5 protein-coding genes are annotated in these 18,228 nt (G+C 61.4%); 1 reads left to right on the top strand and 4 read right to left on the bottom strand.

Going from position 1 to position 18,228, the window contains the following annotated elements; all coding sequences use genetic code 11:
• Positions 1–500 precede the first annotated feature (500 nt).
• Positions 501–1,229 (top strand): response regulator transcription factor, encoded by a 729-nt coding sequence (locus AC3I0A_RS22555; RefSeq protein WP_489374798.1) that lies wholly within the window; start codon positions 501–503, stop codon positions 1,227–1,229.
• An 88-nt stretch (positions 1,230–1,317) separates the two neighbouring features.
• Here the strand turns inward: AC3I0A_RS22555 and AC3I0A_RS22550 are convergent, their stop codons facing one another.
• The 4 genes from AC3I0A_RS22550 to AC3I0A_RS22535 all read right to left on the bottom strand — a co-directional run bounded on the left by AC3I0A_RS22550 (position 1,318) and on the right by AC3I0A_RS22535 (position 18,066).
• Complete coding sequence (locus AC3I0A_RS22550; RefSeq protein WP_489374797.1) at positions 1,318–2,556, bottom strand: hypothetical protein; 1,239 nt, start codon at positions 2,554–2,556, stop codon at positions 1,318–1,320.
• Entirely contained in the window at positions 2,553–5,906 is a 3,354-nt protein-coding gene (locus AC3I0A_RS22545) for a DUF5801 repeats-in-toxin domain-containing protein (RefSeq protein WP_489374796.1), read from the bottom strand. The genes AC3I0A_RS22550 and AC3I0A_RS22545 overlap by 4 nt, the downstream gene beginning before the upstream one ends.
• A gap of 328 nt (positions 5,907–6,234) precedes the next feature.
• The gene (locus tag AC3I0A_RS22540; protein WP_489374795.1) at positions 6,235–10,872 is read right to left on the bottom strand and encodes a beta strand repeat-containing protein; all 4,638 of its coding nucleotides are present in this window, start codon (positions 10,870–10,872) and stop codon (positions 6,235–6,237) included.
• A gap of 258 nt (positions 10,873–11,130) precedes the next feature.
• A complete protein-coding gene (locus AC3I0A_RS22535; protein ID WP_489374794.1) occupies positions 11,131–18,066 on the bottom strand; it encodes a beta strand repeat-containing protein in 6,936 nt (2,311 codons plus the stop codon).
• Positions 18,067–18,228: the final 162 nt, after the last annotated feature.

Genomic DNA, 18,228 nt, shown 5'->3' with positions numbered 1-18,228 from the left:
CAGCATTACTGCTGTACTTGTTTGCACACCATTCGTCGGTTAATTGACGATTTTGATCGGGTCAGGCCTTGGCCGCTGGTCGCCCGCGGCGAGCCTAAGACCTTGATTTCTTAGGGTGATAGCACCCCTTGGGAACATCGACCGGGCTACCCGTATGGGGCTTGAGTCGACGACTGGCGGATGGGCGGGCTGGCAGTGCGCTGGGCTGGCCTAGACTCAGTTCAGCGGCTCTAGGGAGCACATCATCATGCGCAAGCTGTTGATGATTATTCCTATTTATGTTGTATCGATTGCTTTACCCGGCTTTTGGGAACGTCCGCAACCCCTGCCGGTCAACTGGTGGAAGTGTCCCCAGGGCCGAATACCCGGGCGGGCACCGTCAAGGCCTATCGACGCTCGCATCTGTCCTTCAATCGCGAAGGCCAGGTAAGCGAGCTGCTCATCAAGGAGGGTCAGCGGGCGGAGGCCATCGTTCATTTTTCAAGGGAGTCAGGAAGGTAATGACGACCCAAATAAAACCAATACGCAAACCAATACGCGTGATGCTGATCGATTGTCGTCCCCTCGTTCTCATGGGCCTTCACGACTTGATCAATGCCAGAAAGCCTCAGATGGAAGTGAGCGGCCAGGCCACCACCTATACCAATGCGCTGGATCTTGCCGATCAGTTGCGTCCCGATGTCATTTTTTTCAGTTTCTTTCCGGATGCACTGAACCCGCTGGAGGTCGTCGCGGAACTCACCCGCAGCGCCGAAATGAAAGTGCTGGTGCTCAAGGGCCTGTACGAAGCCGTCCCCGTTGCCCAGGCGATAGAGGCGGGCGCACGCGGCATCGTGCTGGCGGAAGACCCGACGGAGTCGATCATCCGGGCCATCATCAAGGTCCACCATCGCGACGTCGGACTGGATAGAGCCTGGGCTGGTGGGCTTTCCGGCTATTCCGCGATCGGGCATATAACCTTGAAATGCAATTCGGAGCAGGCGAAACAGGCCCGGCTAACGCTGCGCGAGAGGGAACTGATTCGCGCCATCGTGGGGGATCCGTCCGCCAAATACATCAGCATCGCCGGGCGCCTGGGCATCAGCGAGCACACCGTGCACAACCACCTCAGCAACATCTATCAAAAGCTTAATCTCATCAACCGCATCGACTTGCTGATGTACGCGCTGAAGCACGGGCTCACCAACAACGAACAACCGCCCGAGTCCACTTGGGTGGAACTGGATTGAATTTCACGTGCGGATCTCATATTAGAACTGCAAAAACAATGCGAGGGTGGTTTGCACCACCCTCGCATTCTTTTAGGCGCGCGCTGCCTCAGACGCCGCCAAACACAATGTCGCTACTCAGAAGATCGACCCCGACCAAGGTGATGGTCGTTACTTGTCCGCCCGTTTCGGCAACCGTCACGATGCTGTCTGCGCCAGTGTTGTCGATCTGGACAATGGCGCTCTGGTCGCCGTTGAGCACCAGGGCGTCTCGCAGGTTTGCGTTCACGTCGAAGCCGGTGACCTGATACAGGTTCTCATCGACTGACAAGTCGATGTTGAAGGCATCACGTTCACCGCCCGTGCCCACCAGCGTGAAGTCGAAGAGGGCGTTGTCCAAGTCGTTGGCGAACAGGTTGGCGTCAAACGTACTTGTCGCCGAGTCCCCATCCTTGTCCGTCAGCGTCGCGTTGAACGTCAGCTGGACATCGCTGGCCAGGCTTTCGCTCTCCTGAATGAACTGGATCGTCGGGATCTTGATCTCGCCTCGGGCCATTGTGAGCTGAACAGCGTCGATCAGATTCGTGCCATCGCTCTCAATGAGGAAGGACACCTGTCCGCCGGCCTCCGGAGTCAGGGTGTTCACCTCGATGAGGTTCGAGAATGTGCCATCCTCGTAGTAGGCCCTGTAGTACAGGTCCTCGGTCGCCGTGTTGTAACCCCCCACGGAGTTGTCGATAAAGACCCTCATGGCCGTCAGCAGGCTCTCCGGATTGATGACGAAACTTTCGTCGTCAGCGCCGATTGCCGCCAGGTTGTCTCCCTGGAACAGGTTATTGGCGACGCCGATGCCGGCCGTGCTGACGTTCATGGCCGCCGGGTCGATGTACGAGGGCAGGGGGTTGGTCTGTAGCGTGGCTTCGGTGGGGTCGGGTGCTCCGAGCCCGATGCCGGTCAGGATGTCCGCAGTCGACGCAAGCGCCTTCGCGGAAAAGAACACAACCTCCTCAGATGGCGAAGGAATAGTCGGCGGATCCTGCTCCGGAATTAACAATGTACGCACTGGGTCCGGGCCGCCGGCAGCGAGCGCGCCGTCGGCACTGCTGAGCACGATCTCCGAACTGAAGCCTTGCACCAGATCCAGTGCATAGCTGCCATTGGCAAAGGCGGTCAGCGTGTAGTCGACGGTGGTATCCGCCGTGGTGGCGTTGTTGTCGAAATCGCCGGTCAACGTCCCTGCGAATTGGTACGCGCCATTGGCGTCCGGTGAGGGCACCAGCTCGGTGAGCGTGGCGGTTCCGGTGGTGGTCGTGTTGTCTGGTCTGACGAGGGTGAACTGGTTATTCACCGAAATATCCAGACCGGTCGCCCCAACCCGTCAGCGCCGGCCGACTTGCTCCAGAACCCAGTTTGCGGCAGGACGCTACCGGTACCGATCAGGTTACCGAACGCGAGTGCTGGGCCGTCATCCTTGAACACCAGGTTCTGCCCGATGTTGAGGGTCGCCTGGGCGCTGTCGCCGTCCTTGTCGGTTTTGGTCGCTGTCAGCGTCACCAGATTGTCCGCCGACAGACTCGTCGAATCATCGGGATTGGTAGCATCGGGATGCACCACCGCGCGGATCTGATCGAGCGTGACGTCGCCATTGGCGGCCACGCTAACCGTGAACACCAGCAGGTTGGTCGTGGCCGTGCGGCCTTGCACCACACCGCCGTTGAGCGACAGGTTCACCGCCTCACCGGTGGCCGTGTCGGTCAGCCCGGAGGCACCCGCCACCACGCCCAGCGCATAGGTCAGGGTACCGGCGCCATCGGCGCCAAACGCCGAGCTGAAGTTGGCGGCAAAGCTCTTGGTATCGTTGGTCGCCAGCACCGTTTCGTCCACCGTCAGCGTCGGCTCCTCGCCGGTGGTGTTGATGCTCGGTCCGTCGTCCTTGAACACCAGGTTCTGCCCGATGTTGAGGGTCGCCTGGGCGCTGTCACCGTCCTTGTCGGTCTTGGTCGCCGTCAGCGTCACCAGATCGTCCGAGGTCAGGCTCGTCGAATCATCAGGGTTGGTGGCATCGGGATGCACCACCGCCCGAAGCTGGTCGAGCGTGACGTCACCATTGGCGGCGACGCTGACCGTGAACACCAGCAGGCTGGTCGTGGCTGTGCGGCCTTCGACCACTGTGCCGTTGAGCGACAGGTTCACTGCCTCGCCGGTGGCCGTGTCGGTCAGCCCGGAGGCACCGGCCACCACGCCTAGCGCATAGGTGAGGGTGCCCGCGCCATCAGCGCCAAACGCCGAGTTGAAGTTGGCGGCAAAGCTCTTGGTATCGTTGGTCGCCAGCACCGTTTCGTCCACCGTCAACGTTGGCTCCTCGCCGGTGGTGCTGATGCTCGGCCCATCGTCCTTGAACACCAGGTTCGAGCCGATGTTGAGCGTTGCCTGGGCACTGTCGCCGTCCTTGTCGGTCTTGGTCGCCGTCAGCGTCACCAGATCGTCCGAGGTCAGGCTCGTCGAATCATCAGGGTTGGTGGCATCGGGATGCACCACCGCCCGAAGCTGGTCGAGCGTGACGTCACCATTGGCGGCGACGCTGACCGTAAACACCAGCAGGCTGGTCGTGGCCGTGCGGCCTTCGACCACGCCGCCGTTGAGCGACAGGTTTACTGCCTCGCCCGTGGCCGTGTCGGTCAGGCCGGAAGCTCCCGCGACCACGCCTAGCGCATAGGTCAGGGTGCCCGCGCCATCAGCGCCAAACGCCGAGTTGAAGTTGGCGGCAAAGTTCTCGGTGGCATCGGTCGTCAGGACTGTTTCATCCACCGTCAGCGTCGGCTCCTCGCCGGTGGTGCTAATGCTTGGCCCGTCGTCCTTGAACACCAGGTTCGAACCGATGTTGAGGGTTGCCTGAACGCTGTCGCCGTCCCCATCGGTTGTGGTCGCCGTCAGTGTCACCAGATCGTCCGAGGTCAGGCTCGTCGAGTCATCAGGGTTGGTGGCATCGGGATGCACCACTGCGCGCAGCTGATCGAGCGTGACGTCACCATTGGCGGCGACGCTGACCGTGAACACCAGCAGGCTGGTGGTGGCCGTGCGGCCTTCGACCACGGTGCCGTTGAGCGACAGGTTCACCGCCTCGCCGGTGGCCGTGTCGGTCAGTCCGGAGGCACCCGCCACCACGCCCAGCGCATAGGTCAGTGTGCCAGCGCCATCGGCGCCAAACGCCGAGCTGAAGTTGGCGGCAAAGCTCTTGGTATCGTTGGTCGCCAGCACCGTTTCGTCCACCGTCAGCGCCGGCTCCTCACCGGTGGTGCTGATGCTCGGCCCGTCGTCCTCGAAGATCATCTTGGAGCCGATTTCGGCGATCGTAGTAGAGGCTTGGCGCAGCGTGAAACCGCCGATATCAAAATCGGCGTGGTCATTGCCCCTGGCGTCGAGAGCCGCACCGTTCTCGACGAGTACGCGGTTGTGATCCGCCGTTGTGGTGTATTCAATCTGGTAGCCGGCTTTAACGCCGGTGATGGTTGCAACCCCATTAGCGAAGCTGATGCCAATGGCCGGATCATTCACCGATCCGTCTGAATTCTCGATCACCAGCCCGGTGCTGATGTTGATGACGCTAATATGGGTGATGGCAACCGGCGAATCGCCCGTATAGCCGTTGATGAAATTCACGCCAGGTTCAGCAGCGGTGCTGAATGCGCTGACTTTTACGACAGCACTCTTGCCGCTTTGCAACTGCACGACGTCGAAACTGGCCGACGTCGCATTGTAGACGCTGGTAAAGTCGATGTTGGACTCAACATCCGCTTCGTTTTGACTGAGGTTGGGAACGGTCACATCCTGCCTGGCACCCGTGACGAACGAAAAGCGGATGCCTTCCTGTTCCACAATCATCTGGTTGTTGGTGCCGATGGTGGTCGGGCCACCGCCCTGGCTGGTATTGATCGTGTCGCCAGTGTTTATATTGGCGCCGCTTGACTGGTCTGCGGGGTCCTTGCCGGTGGCGATGATGGTGGGATCCGTGATCCGCACGACACCATTGACCGTTTCAGTTGCCGGGTTCAATTTCGTGAACATCAGGAAGAGGTTCTGACCGGAGGGCGCACCGGCCAGACTGAATCCCAGGTCCTGATCGACTCCGATGAACACCTTATCCAGCAGATTGAGCGAATCATCGGGGTTCGTCATATCTGGATGCTTGAGCGGTTGGTACGCCACGGTCCAGATCTTGCCGCCCGTGACCGGTGATCCGGTTTCTTCAATAAAGGCAGCGAACACGATTGCGCCATCTGCGGCCCCGGCTCGGCCCACAAGGATGTTGTTGTTCGTATCGGTATAGAGAAGGATGCTGGTGCCATCGAGGGTATCCAGTCCGCTGTCCACGCCATCGAGTGGTGCACCAGCGCTGTCGACGAAGCTGATATCGGTAATGCCGGACGCGTCGGTGAGGGTGAACGCATTGCTGCCCGTGTCGCCCACCGCACCGGTATAGCCACTCAAGGCCGCACCCGTCGCGGTACCTGCCCCAAGTGCGGTCAAACGGGTAGCGAAGGTCGAGGGCAGGGACGCCACCAGAATGTCGTTGTCGTCAGCGTCTCCCGCAGGGCTTGGCGTGGCGGTGGCGTTCTGCAACCCGGCCGTTTCGTCCAGCGAAACGTCCTCGCCGGGCGTCACGGCGCTAAGAGCGCTGGCCGTAGCCGACGTTGTCATCATTGAGTCGAGGGTTGGAGTGTATAGGGGTCGGATCGCTCGTTAGCGATGAGTTTTTTTGGTGAGTAGTCATGACTTTCTCCCAATCAATTTCAGCACCGAAGCCGGACCGTGGACCTACAACTATGGATAAAGCGCCGGAGGTTGAACATTGGCCGATACTCCCAAGCGGGATGGGAGTTTCAGACTACTTGGGAGGGGGAAACGGGATGAGGACGCGAAGTGAACCCCCGAAGCTTGTCTGGCCTGGTTGGCTCAGGAACGAAGCGGCCCAAATGAAAACGGCCTGGCCCCTTGTGGGAGCCAGGCCGTGTGCCCGCAGCGGCGTTCAGACAATGTCAGTGCTGTCTATGTTGGTCACACCGACCAACTGGATGATGTTGGTGATACCATTGCCGTCGCCGTCGAATGCCAGGTAGCCGTCGCCTCCAACGACGCCGAAGTAGTAGTTTTTCGTGTCCAGCGCGATATCGGCGGCGGCTGTGAACGCCGCCAGGTTGGTGGCCGGTGCCAGCTCTTCGGTGTAGTTCGTCAGCGAACCCGCCGCCGTGAAGTTGAGCGTGTCAATGCCGGTGGCAAAGCCGCCATCGATGACAGTCAAGACCATGGAGAGCAGCCCATCGACGTCGGTGTCGCCGATCACGAACGTGTCCGCATCCGCCGCTGAGGCCGTCACGCCGTCGCCGCCAACAATCGTCACGTCCAGGGTTTGCGTAGCCGTCGCGTCACCGTCGGCATCCGCCAGCACCACATCGAAGGTCAGGTGGGCGTCCGGTGTCGTCGAGGCCACGAAACCGATGTTGACGATCTTGATGGGTTCGTTGTTCCCCTCAGTCGTGGCGCCGCCGAAAGCTATCTGGCCATCGGGTGTTGCGCCCTCAAAAACATTCGGAGTCGCGGGATTGTCGATGACCCCATTGAGCTGGTACCCGGTCCCGCTTGTGCCTTGGGTCGAGGTCACCACTTGCGCGCCCTGGATCGAGTAGTGTTCTCCGGTGAAGTTGTAGTCATTGCTCTCGAAGACCACGATGCCGTTTTGTGCCTGAGCCACGAATCCGTAGGCGGGCACATTGGCATTGAGAACGTCGTCATTACCGGCTGAGTTTCCAACAATGAAGGTCCGATTGATTGTAAGCGCGGGGTTATTGTCATCAACCAGCTTCAATACCACCAGCATGTCTTTGCCAGCGCCAGGGCCGGCCTGTGTGAACTCGATAAAGATCGCCTTGCTCGAGGCCCTGGTCAAGGTAGGATCATTGGTGAACCCTTTGGGATTTTCGGCGAAAAAGTCCAGATCAATCACCTCGTCCGATTGGAGCGTGTCGCTGGCAGCGCCAATCGAAGCCGATGAGACCGTGACATACCGTCGATCATTCGAGAACAAGCCTGTGGCGGTGTCGTAAGCGAAGGTTTGGGCCGTCCCGTTAATCACGCCGAATCCCTCGAACTGCACAAAGAAGTTGCTGGCAAGCGTCATCACCGAGACCGGCGGATTCGATCCAACGGTCGTGCCTAAGTTGAGCGCATAGCCCTGAAGGGGGTTACCAGGCGTCGAGGTGTTCAGGATGCTGAAGCTCTCAATCTCCTGAGCCAGTTTCAAGGTATAGGTGTCAGCCACCTTGTCAAAGGTCAGCGTGCCGGTGGCGTTGCTGGTCGCTCCCTGCGCCGGATTGTTGGACACGTAGGTGAAGCCCACGTTGAACACCGCCTGGCTATCCGTCTCCGAGACCCAAGTCACCACCTTGTTGGTGATGGCGTTCGCACCTACCGTGACGCCCGTGAGGGCCACGGACAGGAAGTCGGAGTTCGGCGTGAGACCCGCTGGATCACTGTAAGGCGCCACATGCTTGTCCGCGCCAATCGAGTAAGCGAAGACGCCCGTTCCACCGACATCCGTCACAGGCGGCGAGTTGCTGGTGTTCGCGTAGACCAGACTCGACTTGGCCGTCACGACCGGGGTGTCGTCATCGACGTTGATCCCCAGCGTGCCATCGGCCGTATCGCCATCACCATCGGTCACCCGGTAGTTGATGGTGAAGGCCTGGTTGTTCTCGGTCAGGCCCGCCGCATGGAGGATCGGGTTGTTTTGCACCACCGTGTAGGCGCCGGTTCCCGGAACCATCGTTAAGGTCAGGACCGTGGTCAGAACGCCGTTCTGGGTTTGCTTGACCAACAGACTGGTGCTATCGGCCACATAGCTGAAGCCTGTGGGCGCTCCGCTGGTCAGATAGGCCACTGTGCCGGCGCCGTCCGCGCCAAAGACGTGGCCCAGCGTGCCGTTCACGTTATCCGAGTCGGCATCGTCGTTCGTGCCGCCAGGATTACCCGTGAGCGCGTCGTCGTCCAGCAGCACCGTTGCATTGGCAGATACCGATGGCCCATCGTCGGCAAAGCGAACGTTGCCGCCCAGGTCCACGTCCTCGCTGTCGCTGGCGGTGTCGCCATCGCCGTCAGTGCTGAGCGCGGTGCCGGTGAGCTTGATCAGGTTGTTGGCCAATACCGCGAACTGGTCGTCAAAGGGTGCGGTGGTCGGGGTCTCCAGGGCGTGGTCAATCTCGGCGTACTGGGTCAGCGTGACGATGCCGGCATTGGCCCCGCTGGGCACCACCCCGATCGAGAAGATGGTATTGCCCGTGGTGATGCCGACTGCGCTGAGGGCGGTCGAACCGACGATCAGGCCGCTGACGTTGTACAGGTTGATCTGCACGCCGTTGCTGTCCAGCAAGGAGTCACTGCCATCCGCGCCGTACAGGCTCAGGACGTAGCTCTTGACGGTGGTGCCAGCTCCGTCGGCGCCATAGACCGGCAGGTTGCCGAAGACGCCGCTGAAGTCCACCGTGGTGGCGGCGCTGTCCTGGGCCGTGGGGTTGCCATCGGTCTCTGCGTCCTGGGTGGTCAGCAAGATTGCGCTTTCGTTGGTGGCGCTGACGGTCACGCTGGGGCCATCGTCGGCAAAGCGAACGTTGCCGCCCAGGTCCACGTCCTCGCTGTCGGTGGCGGTGTCGCCATCGCCGTCAGTGCTGAGCGCGGTGCCGGTGAGCTTGACCAGGTTGTTGGCCAATACCGCGAACTGGTCGTCAAAGGGGGCGGTGGTCGGGTTCTCCAGGGCGTGGTCAATCTCGGCGTACTGGGTCAGCGTGACGATGCCGGCATTGGCCCCGCTGGGCACCACCCCGATCGAGAAGATGGTATTGCCCGTGGTGATGCCGACTGCGCTGAGGGCGGTCGAACCGACGATCAGGCCGCTGACGTTGTACAGGTTGATCTGCACGCCGTTGCTGTCCAGCAAGGAGTCACTGCCATCCGCGCCGTACAGGCTCAGGACGTAGCTCTTGACGGTGGTGCCAGCTCCGTCGGCGCCATAGACCGGCAGGTTGCTGAAGACGCCGCTGAAGTCCAGCGTGGTGGCGGCGCTGTCCTGGGCCGTGGGGTTGCCATCGGTCTCTGCGTCCTGGGTGGTCAGCAAGATTGCGCTTTCGTTGGTGGCGCTGACGGTCACGCTGGGCCCGTCATCCTGGAACGTCAGCGCCGAGAACAGATTCGGTGTGACATTGGAATTGACCAGGGCGAAGCCGCCAATGTCGAAGGGGGCGTCGAAGTTGGTGTCGGTCGAACCGATGTTGTCGATCAGCACCCGGTTGTGTGGGACGTCGGTGTTGTAGGCGATCAGGTCGTCGGCTTCCAGGCCTTTGATCTCCACGGTTTTGTCGGAGAACGTGACCGTGATGCCGCTCAGCGTGGTGGGGTTCGTTCCGATATCGACCTTGTCAAACACCAGGGTCTCACCCGGAACCGCATTCTTGCCGTGCCCGCTGGGCTGGGTGGTGATGGTGACCTTGGTGACGGTAACCGCCGTGTTGTTGTGCAGGTTGTCGATGAAATCAGTACGTGGCATGTAAGGCGTTGTGTAGGCGCTGATCTTCAGCGTGGATTTATCGCCCGAGGACGATTGGACAACGGAAAAACTGGCCTCATTGCTCTCGTAGAGCGAGGCGAAGTCGATGTTGGCTTCCACGTCCGCGTCGCCCTGGCTCAGGTTGGGAACCGTGAAGTTGGTGTTGGCCCCCTTCGCGAAGGTGAAGTACAAGCCGGTGCCTTCCACGATTTGCTGGCTGTTGGTGCCCAGGGTGGTGGGGCCGCCGCCTTGGCCGGTGTTGACGGTGTCGCCGCTGGTGATGGCCGGAGCATTGGGCTCGGACTGGTTGATCGGGTTCTTGCCGGTGACGATGATCACCGCGTCGGCCAGGCTGGGGGTTCCATCACCGTACATCAGGAACAGGTTCTGGCCTGAAGGCGCGCCTGCCAGCGAGAAGTCGCTGCGATTGCTGACCGTGACATGGAGGTTGTACAGGCTCAAGGCGTCGTCGGGGTTGGTGGTAATCGGGTGCTTGATTTCCTCGTACTGCACCAGCCAGACCTTGGAGCCCACGGCGTTCAGATCGGAGGTCTGGGCGGCACCGGAAGCGTCCGTGGGTTGCAGGTATGCAGCGAATACGACGTCGCCGGAGGCGTTTGCCGTGCCGTCGGCATTGGCCTTGCGGCCGAACACGACGTTGTTCTCATCAATGCCCAGGTCGGCGCCTGTATAGCTGTAGAGGTAGATTTTGCGGCCGTCGACGGTCAGCAGGGAGACGCCAGGCGCAGACAGTGCCTCTTCCCCAAGCAGCGGACCCCCCGTGGAATTGGTGAAGGCCAGATCGGTGACATCGGCCCCGAAACCGCTGAGCATGGAACTGCCATCAGGGTCGGCGGAGGTGCCGTTGCTCACGGCTACGGTGACGTTGACCCCGGTGAGATTCTGCACCACCACGGCATTCAAAAGAGTGTCGAATGCAAGTACGCCGGTGTCGATGAAGCCCAGACCATCTTCAACGTCGTTGCCTGTGCTGTCGCTGCCGCCGGCCGTCGCGTTCTGCAAACCCGACGTCTCGTCGATGATCAGTGTTCCGGTGATGGTGATAGCCATGATTTACTCCCGAAAATTTCCGGTCATCGAGGCCTGACCGTGGACCTTTTTCTGCTATAGGCCGCAACTATGGATAAGCGCCGGGGATTGCGCATCGGCCGATACTCCCAGGCGGGGTGGGAGTTTCAGACTACTTGGGAGGGGGAAACGGGATGAGTGCGAAGTGAACCCCCCGAAGCTCGTCTGGCCTGGTTGGCTCGCCCAAATGAAAACGGCCGGGCCCCTTGTGGGAGCCAGGCCGTGTGCCCTCAGTGGTTTTCAGACAATGTCAGTGCTTGCGATGTCGGTCACACCGACCAACTGGATGATGGTGGTGATACCATTGCCGTCCCCGTCGAATGCCAGGTAGCCGTCGCCTCCAACGACGCCGAAGTAGTAGTCCGTCGTGCCGTCCAGCGCGGTATCGGCGGCGGCTGTGAACGCCGCCAGGTTGGTGGCCGCCGGTATCAGCACTTCGGTGTAGTTCGTCCCCGAACCCGGCGCCGTGAAGTTGAGCGTGTCAATACCGGTGGCAAAGCCGCCATCGATGACAGTCAAGACCATGGAGAGCAGCCCGTCGACGTCGGTGTCGGCGATCACGAACGTGTCCGCACCCGTTGAGGCCGTCACGCGGTCGTCGCCAACAATCGTCACGTCCAGGGTTTGCGTAGCCGTCGCGTCACCGTCGGCATCCGCCAGCACCACATCGAAGGTCAGGTGGGCGTCCGGTGTCGTCGAGGCCACGAAACCGATGTTGACGATCTTGATGGGTTCGTTGTTCCCCTCAGTCGTGGCGCCGCCGAAAGCTATCTGGCCATCGGGTGTTGCGCCCTCAAAAACATTCGGAGTCGCGGGATTGTCGATGACCCCATTGAGCTGGTACCCGGTCCCGCTTGTGCCTTGGGTCGAGGTCACCACTTGCGCGCCCTGGATCGAGTAGTGTTCTCCGGTGAAGTTGTAGTCATTGCTCTCGAAGACCACGATGCCGTTTTGTGCCTGAGCCACGAATCCGTAGGCGGGCACATTGGCATTGAGAACGTCGTCATTACCGGCTGAGTTTCCAACAATGAAGGTCCGATTGATTGTAAGCGCGGGGTTATTGTCATCAACCAGCTTCAATACCACCAGCATGTCTTTGCCAGCGCCAGGGCCGGCCTGTGTGAACTCGATAAAGATCGCCTTGCTCGAGGCCCTGGTCAAGGTAGGATCATTGGTGAACCCTTTGGGATTTTCGGCGAAAAAGTCCAGATCAATCACCTCGTCCGATTGGAGCGTGTCGCTGGCAGCGCCAATCGAAGCCGATGAGACCGTGACATACCGTCGATCATTCGAGAACAAGCCTGTGGCGGTGTCGTAAGCGAAGGTTTGGGCCGTCCCGTTAATCACGCCGAATCCCTCGAACTGCACAAAGAAGTTGCTGGCAAGCGTCATCACCGAGACCGGCGGATTCGATCCAACGGTCGTGCCTAAGTTGAGCGCATAGCCCTGAAGGGGGTTACCAGGCGTCGAGGTGTTCAGGATGCTGAAGCTCTCAATCTCCTGAGCCAGTTTCAAGGTATAGGTGTCAGCCACCTTGTCAAAGATCAGCGTGCCGGTGGCGTTGCTGGTCGCTCCCTGCGCCGGATTGTTGGACACGTAGGTGAAGCCCACGTTGAACACCGCCTGGCTATCCGTCTCCGAGACCCAAGTCACCACCTTGTTGGTGATGGCGTTCGCACCTACCGTGACGCCCGTGAGGGCCACGGACAGGAAGTCGGAGTTCGGCGTGAGACCCGCTGGATCACTGTAAGGCGCCACATGCTTGTCCGCGCCAATCGAGTAAGCGAAGACGCCCGTTCCACCGACATCCGTCACAGGCGGCGAGTTGCTGGTGTTCGCGTAGACCAGACTCGACTTGGCCGTCACGACCGGGGTGTCGTCATCGACGTTGATCCCCAGCGTGCCATCGGCCGTATCGCCATCACCATCGGTCACCCGGTAGTTGATGGTGAACGCCTGGTTGTTCTCGGTCAGGCCCGCCGCATGGAGGATCGGGTTGTTTTGCACCACCGTGTAGGCGCCGGATCCCGGAACCATCGTTAAGGTCAGGACCGTGGTCAGAACGCCGTTCTGGGTTTGCTTGACCAACAGACTGGTGCTATCGGCCACATAGCTGAAGCCTGTGGGCGCTCCGCTGGTCAGATAGGCCACCGTGCCGGCGCCGTCCGCGCCAAAGACGTGGCCCAGCGTGCCGTTCACGTTATCCGAGTCGGCATCGTCGTTCGTGCCGCCAGGATTACCCGTGAGCGCGTCGTCGTCCAGCAGCACCGTTGCATTGGCAGATACCGATGGCCCATCGTCGGCAAAGCGAACGTTGCCGCCCAGGTCCACGTCCTCGCTGTCGCTGGCGGTGTCGCCATCGCCGTCAGTGCTGAGCGCGGTGCCGGTGAGCTTGATCAGGTTGTTGGCCAATACCGCGAACTGGTCGTCAAAGGGTGCGGTGGTCGGGGTCTCCAGGGCGTGGTCAATCTCGGCGTACTGGGTCAGCGTGACGATGCCGGCATTGGCCCCGCTGGGCACCACCCCGATCGAGAAGATGGTATTGCCCGTGGTGATGCCGACTGCGCTGAGGGCGGTCGAACCGACGATCAGGCCGCTGACGTTGTACAGGTTGATCTGCACGCCGTTGCTGTCCAGCAAGGAGTCACTGCCATCCGCGCCGTACAGGCTCAGGACGTAGCTCTTGACGGTGGTGCCAGCTCCGTCGGCGCCATAGACCGGCAGGTTGCCGAAGACGCCGCTGAAGTCCACCGTGGTGGCGGCGCTGTCCTGGGCCGTGGGGTTGCCATCGGTCTCTGCGTCCTGGGTGGTCAGCAAGATTGTGCTTTCGTTGGTGGCGCTGACGGTCACGCTGGGGCCATCGTCGGCAAAGCGAACGTTGCCGCCCAGGTCCACGTCCTCGCTGTCGGTGGCGGTGTCGCCATCGCCGTCAGTGCTGAGCGCGGTGCCGGTGAGCTTGACCAGGTTGTTGGCCAATACCGCGAACTGGTCGTCAAAGGGGGCGGTGGTCGGGTTCTCCAGGGCGTGGTCAATCTCGGCGTACTGGGTCAGCGTGACGATGCCGGCATTGGCCCCGCTGGGCACCACCCCGATCGAGAAGATGGTATTGCCCGTGGTGATGCCGACTGCGCTGAGGGCGGTCGAACCGACGATCAGGCCGCTGACGTTGTACAGGTTGATCTGCACGCCGTTGCTGTCCAGCAAGGAGTCACTGCCATCCGCGCCGTACAGGCTCAGGACGTAGCTCTTGACGGTGGTGCCAGCTCCGTCGGCGCCATAGATCGGCAGGTTGCCGAAGACGCCGCTGAAGTCCAGCGTGGTGGCGGCGCTGTCCTGGGCCGTGGGGTTGCCATCGGTCTCTGCGTCCTGGGTGGTCAGCAAGATTGCGCTTTCGTTGGTGGCGCTGACGGTCACGCTGGGGCCATCGTCGGCAAAGCGAACGTTGCCGCCCAGGTCCACGTCCTCGCTGTCGCTGGCGGTGTCGCCATCGCCGTCAGTGCTGAGCGCGGTGCCGGTGAGCTTGATCAGGTTGTTGGCCAATACCGCGAACTGGTCGTCAAAGGGTGCGGTGGTCGGGGTCTCCAGGGCGTGGTCAATCTCGGCGTACTGGGTCAGCGTGACGATGCCGGCATTGGCCCCGCTGGGCACCACCCCGATCGAGAAGATGGTATTGCCCGTGGTGATGCCGACTGCGCTGAGGGCGGTCGAACCGACGATCAGGCCGCTGACGTTGTACAGGTTGATCTGCACGCCGTTGCTGTCCAGCAAGGAGTCACTGCCATCCGCGCCGTACAGGCTCAGGACGTAGCTCTTGACGGTGGTGCCAGCTCCGTCGGCGCCATAGACCGGCAGGTTGCCGAAGACGCCGCTGAAGTCCACCGTGGTGGCGGCGCTGTCCTGGGCCGTGGGGTTGCCATCGGTCTCTGCGTCCTGGGTGGTCAGCAAGATTGCGCTTTCGTTGGTGGCGCTGACGGTCACGCTGGGGCCATCGTCGGCAAAGCGAACGTTGCCGCCCAGGTCCACGTCCTCGCTGTCGGTGGCGGTGTCGCCATCGCCGTCAGTGCTGAGCGCGGTGCCGGTGAGCTTGACCAGGTTGTTGGCCAATACCGCGAACTGGTCGTCAAAGGGTGCGGTGGTCGGGGTCTCCAGGGCGTGGTCAATCTCGGCGTACTGGGTCAGCGTGACGATGCCGGCATTGGCCCCGCTGGGCACCACCCCGATCGAGAAGATGGTATTGCCCGTGGTGATGCCGACTGCGCTGAGGGCGGTCGAACCGACGATCAGGCCGCTGACGTTGTACAGGTTGATCTGCACGCCGTTGCTGTCCAGCAAGGAGTCACTGCCATCCGCGCCGTACAGGCTCAGGACGTAGCTCTTGACGGTGGTGCCAGCTCCGTCGGCGCCATAGACCGGCAGGTTGCCGAAGACGCCGCTGAAGTCCACCGTGGTGGCGGCGCTGTCCTGGGCCGTGGGGTTGCCATCGGTCTCTGCGTCCTGGGTGGTCAGCAAGATTGCGCTTTCGTTGGTGGCGCTGACGGTCACGCTGGGGCCATCGTCGGCAAAGCGAACGTTGCCGCCCAGGTCCACGTCCTCGCTGTCGGTGGCGGTGTCGCCATCGCCGTCAGTGCTGAGCGCGGTGCCGGTGAGCTTGACCAGGTTGTTGGCCAATACCGCGAACTGGTCGTCAAAGGGGGCGGTGGTCGGGTTCTCCAGGGCGTGGTCAATCTCGGCGTACTGGGTCAGCGTGACGATGCCGGCATTGGCCCCGCTGGGCACCACCCCGATCGAGAAGATGGTATTGCCCGTGGTGATGCCGACTGCGCTGAGGGCGGTCGAACCGACGATCAGGCCGCTGACGTTGTACAGGTTGATCTGCACGCCGTTGCTGTCCAGCAAGGAGTCACTGCCATCCGCGCCGTACAGGCTCAGGACGTAGCTCTTGACGGTGGTGCCAGCTCCGTCGGCGCCATAGATCGGCAGATTGCCGAAGACGCTGCTGAAGTCCAGCGTGGTGGCGGCGCTGTCCTGGGCCGTGGGGTTGCCATCGGTCTCTGCGTCCTGGGTGGTCAGCAAAACAGCGCTTTCGTTGGTGGCGCTGACGGTCACGCTGGGGCCATCGTCGGCAAAGCGAACGTTGCCGCCCAGGTCCACGTCCTCGCTGTCGGTGGCGGTGTCGCCATCGCCGTCAGTGCTGAGCGCGGTGCCGGTGAGCTTGACCAGGTTGTTGGCCAATATCGCGAACTGGTCGTCAAAGGGTGCGGTGGTCGGGTTCTCCAGGGCGTGGTCAATCTCGGCGTACTGGGTCAGCGTGACGATGCCGGCATTGGTCCCGCTGGGCACCACCCCGATCGAGAAGATGGTATTGCCCGTGGTGATGCCGACTGCGTTGAGGGCGGTCGAACCGACGATCAGGCCGCTGACGTTGTACAGGTTGATCTGCACGCCGTTGCTGTCCAGCAAGGAGTCACTGCCATCCGCGCCATACAGGCTCAGGGCGTAGCTCATGGTCGTGGGGTTGACCAGGGCAGGGCCGTCAGTACCATAGCTCGGCAGATTGCCGAAGACGCCGCTGAAGTCCACCGTGGTGGCGGCGCTGTCCTGGTCCGTGGGGTTGCCATCGGTCTCTGCGTCCTGGGTGGTCAGCAAAACAGCGCTTTCGTTGGTGGCGCTGACGGTCACGCTGGGCCCGTCATCCTGGAACGTCAGCGCCGAGAACAGATTCGGTGTGACATTGGAATTGACCAGGGCGAAGCCACCAATGTCGAAGGGGGCGTCGAAGTTGGTGTCGGTCGAACCGATGTTGTCGATCAGCACCCGGTTGTGTGGGACGTCGGTGTTGTAGGCGATCAGGTCGTCGGCTTCCAGGCCTTTGATCTCCACGGTCTTGTCGTCGGAGAACGTGACCGTGATGCCGCTCAGCGTGGTGGGGTTCGTTCCGATAACGACCTTGTCAAACACCAGGGTCTCACCCGGAACCGCATTCTTGCCGTGCCCGGTGGGCTGGGTGGTGATGGCGACCTTGTTGACTTCAACCGCCGTGTTGTTGTGCAGGTTGTCGATGAAAGCAGCACGTGGATTATAAGCCGTTGTGTAGGCGCTGATCTTCAGCGTGGATTTATCGCCCGAGGACGATTGGACAACGGAAAAACTGGCCCCATTGCTCTCGTAGAGCGAGGCGAAGTCGATTTTGGCCTCCACGTCCGCTTCGTTCTGGTCCAGGAATCCAACTGAGGTCATCGAATGGTCAGCGTTGACCGTGAAGTCCGGGTTCGCGCCCTTCGCGAAGGTGAAGTACAAGCCGGTGCCTGCCACGATTTGCTGGCTGTTGGTGCCCAGGGTGGTGGGGCCGCCGCCCTGGCCGGTGTTGACGGTGTCGCCGCTGGTGATGGCCGGAGCATTGGGCTCGGACTGGTTGATCGGGTTCTTGCCGGTGACGATGATCACCGCGTCGGCCAGGCTGGGGGTTCCATCACCGTACATCAGGAACAGGTTCTGGCCTGAAGGCGCGCCTGCCAGCGAGAAGTCGCTGCGATTGCTGACCGTGACATGGAGGTTGTACAGGCTCAAGGCGTCGTCGGGGTTGGTGGTAATCGGGTGCTTGATTTCCTCGTACTGCACCAGCCAGACCTTGGAGCCCACGGCGTTCAGATCGGAGGTCTGGGCGGCACCGGAAGCGTCCGTGGGTTGCAGGTATGCAGCGAATACGACGTCGCCGGAGGCGTTTGCCGTGCCGTCGGCATTGGCCTTGCGGCCGAACACGACGTTGTTCTCATCAATGCCCAGGTCGGCGCCTGTATAGCTGTAGAGGTAGATTTTGCGGCCGTCGACGGTCAGCAGGGAGACGCCAGGCGCAGACAGTGCCTCTTCCCCAAGCAGCGGACCCCCCGTGGAATTGGTGAAGGCCAGATCGGTGACATCGGCCCCGAAACCGCTGAGCATGGAACTGCCATCAGGGTCGGCGGAGGTGCCGTTGCTCACGGCTACGGTGACGTTGACCCCGGTGAGATTCTGCACCACCACGGCATTCAAAAGAGTGTCGAATGCAAGTACGCCGGTGTCGATGAAGCCCAGACCATCTTCAACGTCGTTGCCTGTGCTGTCGCTGCCGCCGGCCGTCGCGTTCTGCAAACCCGACGTCTCGTCGATGATCAGTGTTCCGGTGATGGTGATAGCCATGATTTACTCCCGAAAATTTCCGGTCATCGAGGCCTGACCGTGGACCTTTTTCTGCTATAGGCCGCAACTATGGATAAGCGCCGGGGATTGCGCATCGGCCGATACTCCCAGGCGGGGTGGGAGTTTCAGACTACTTGGGAGGGGGAAACGGGATGAGGACGC

The sequence above is a fragment of the Pseudomonas sp. KH_024_B2 genome (genome assembly GCF_057839965.1).
The sequence above is the reverse complement of the archived record's forward strand: the minus strand, read 5'-3'. Positions and strand labels throughout refer to the sequence as shown.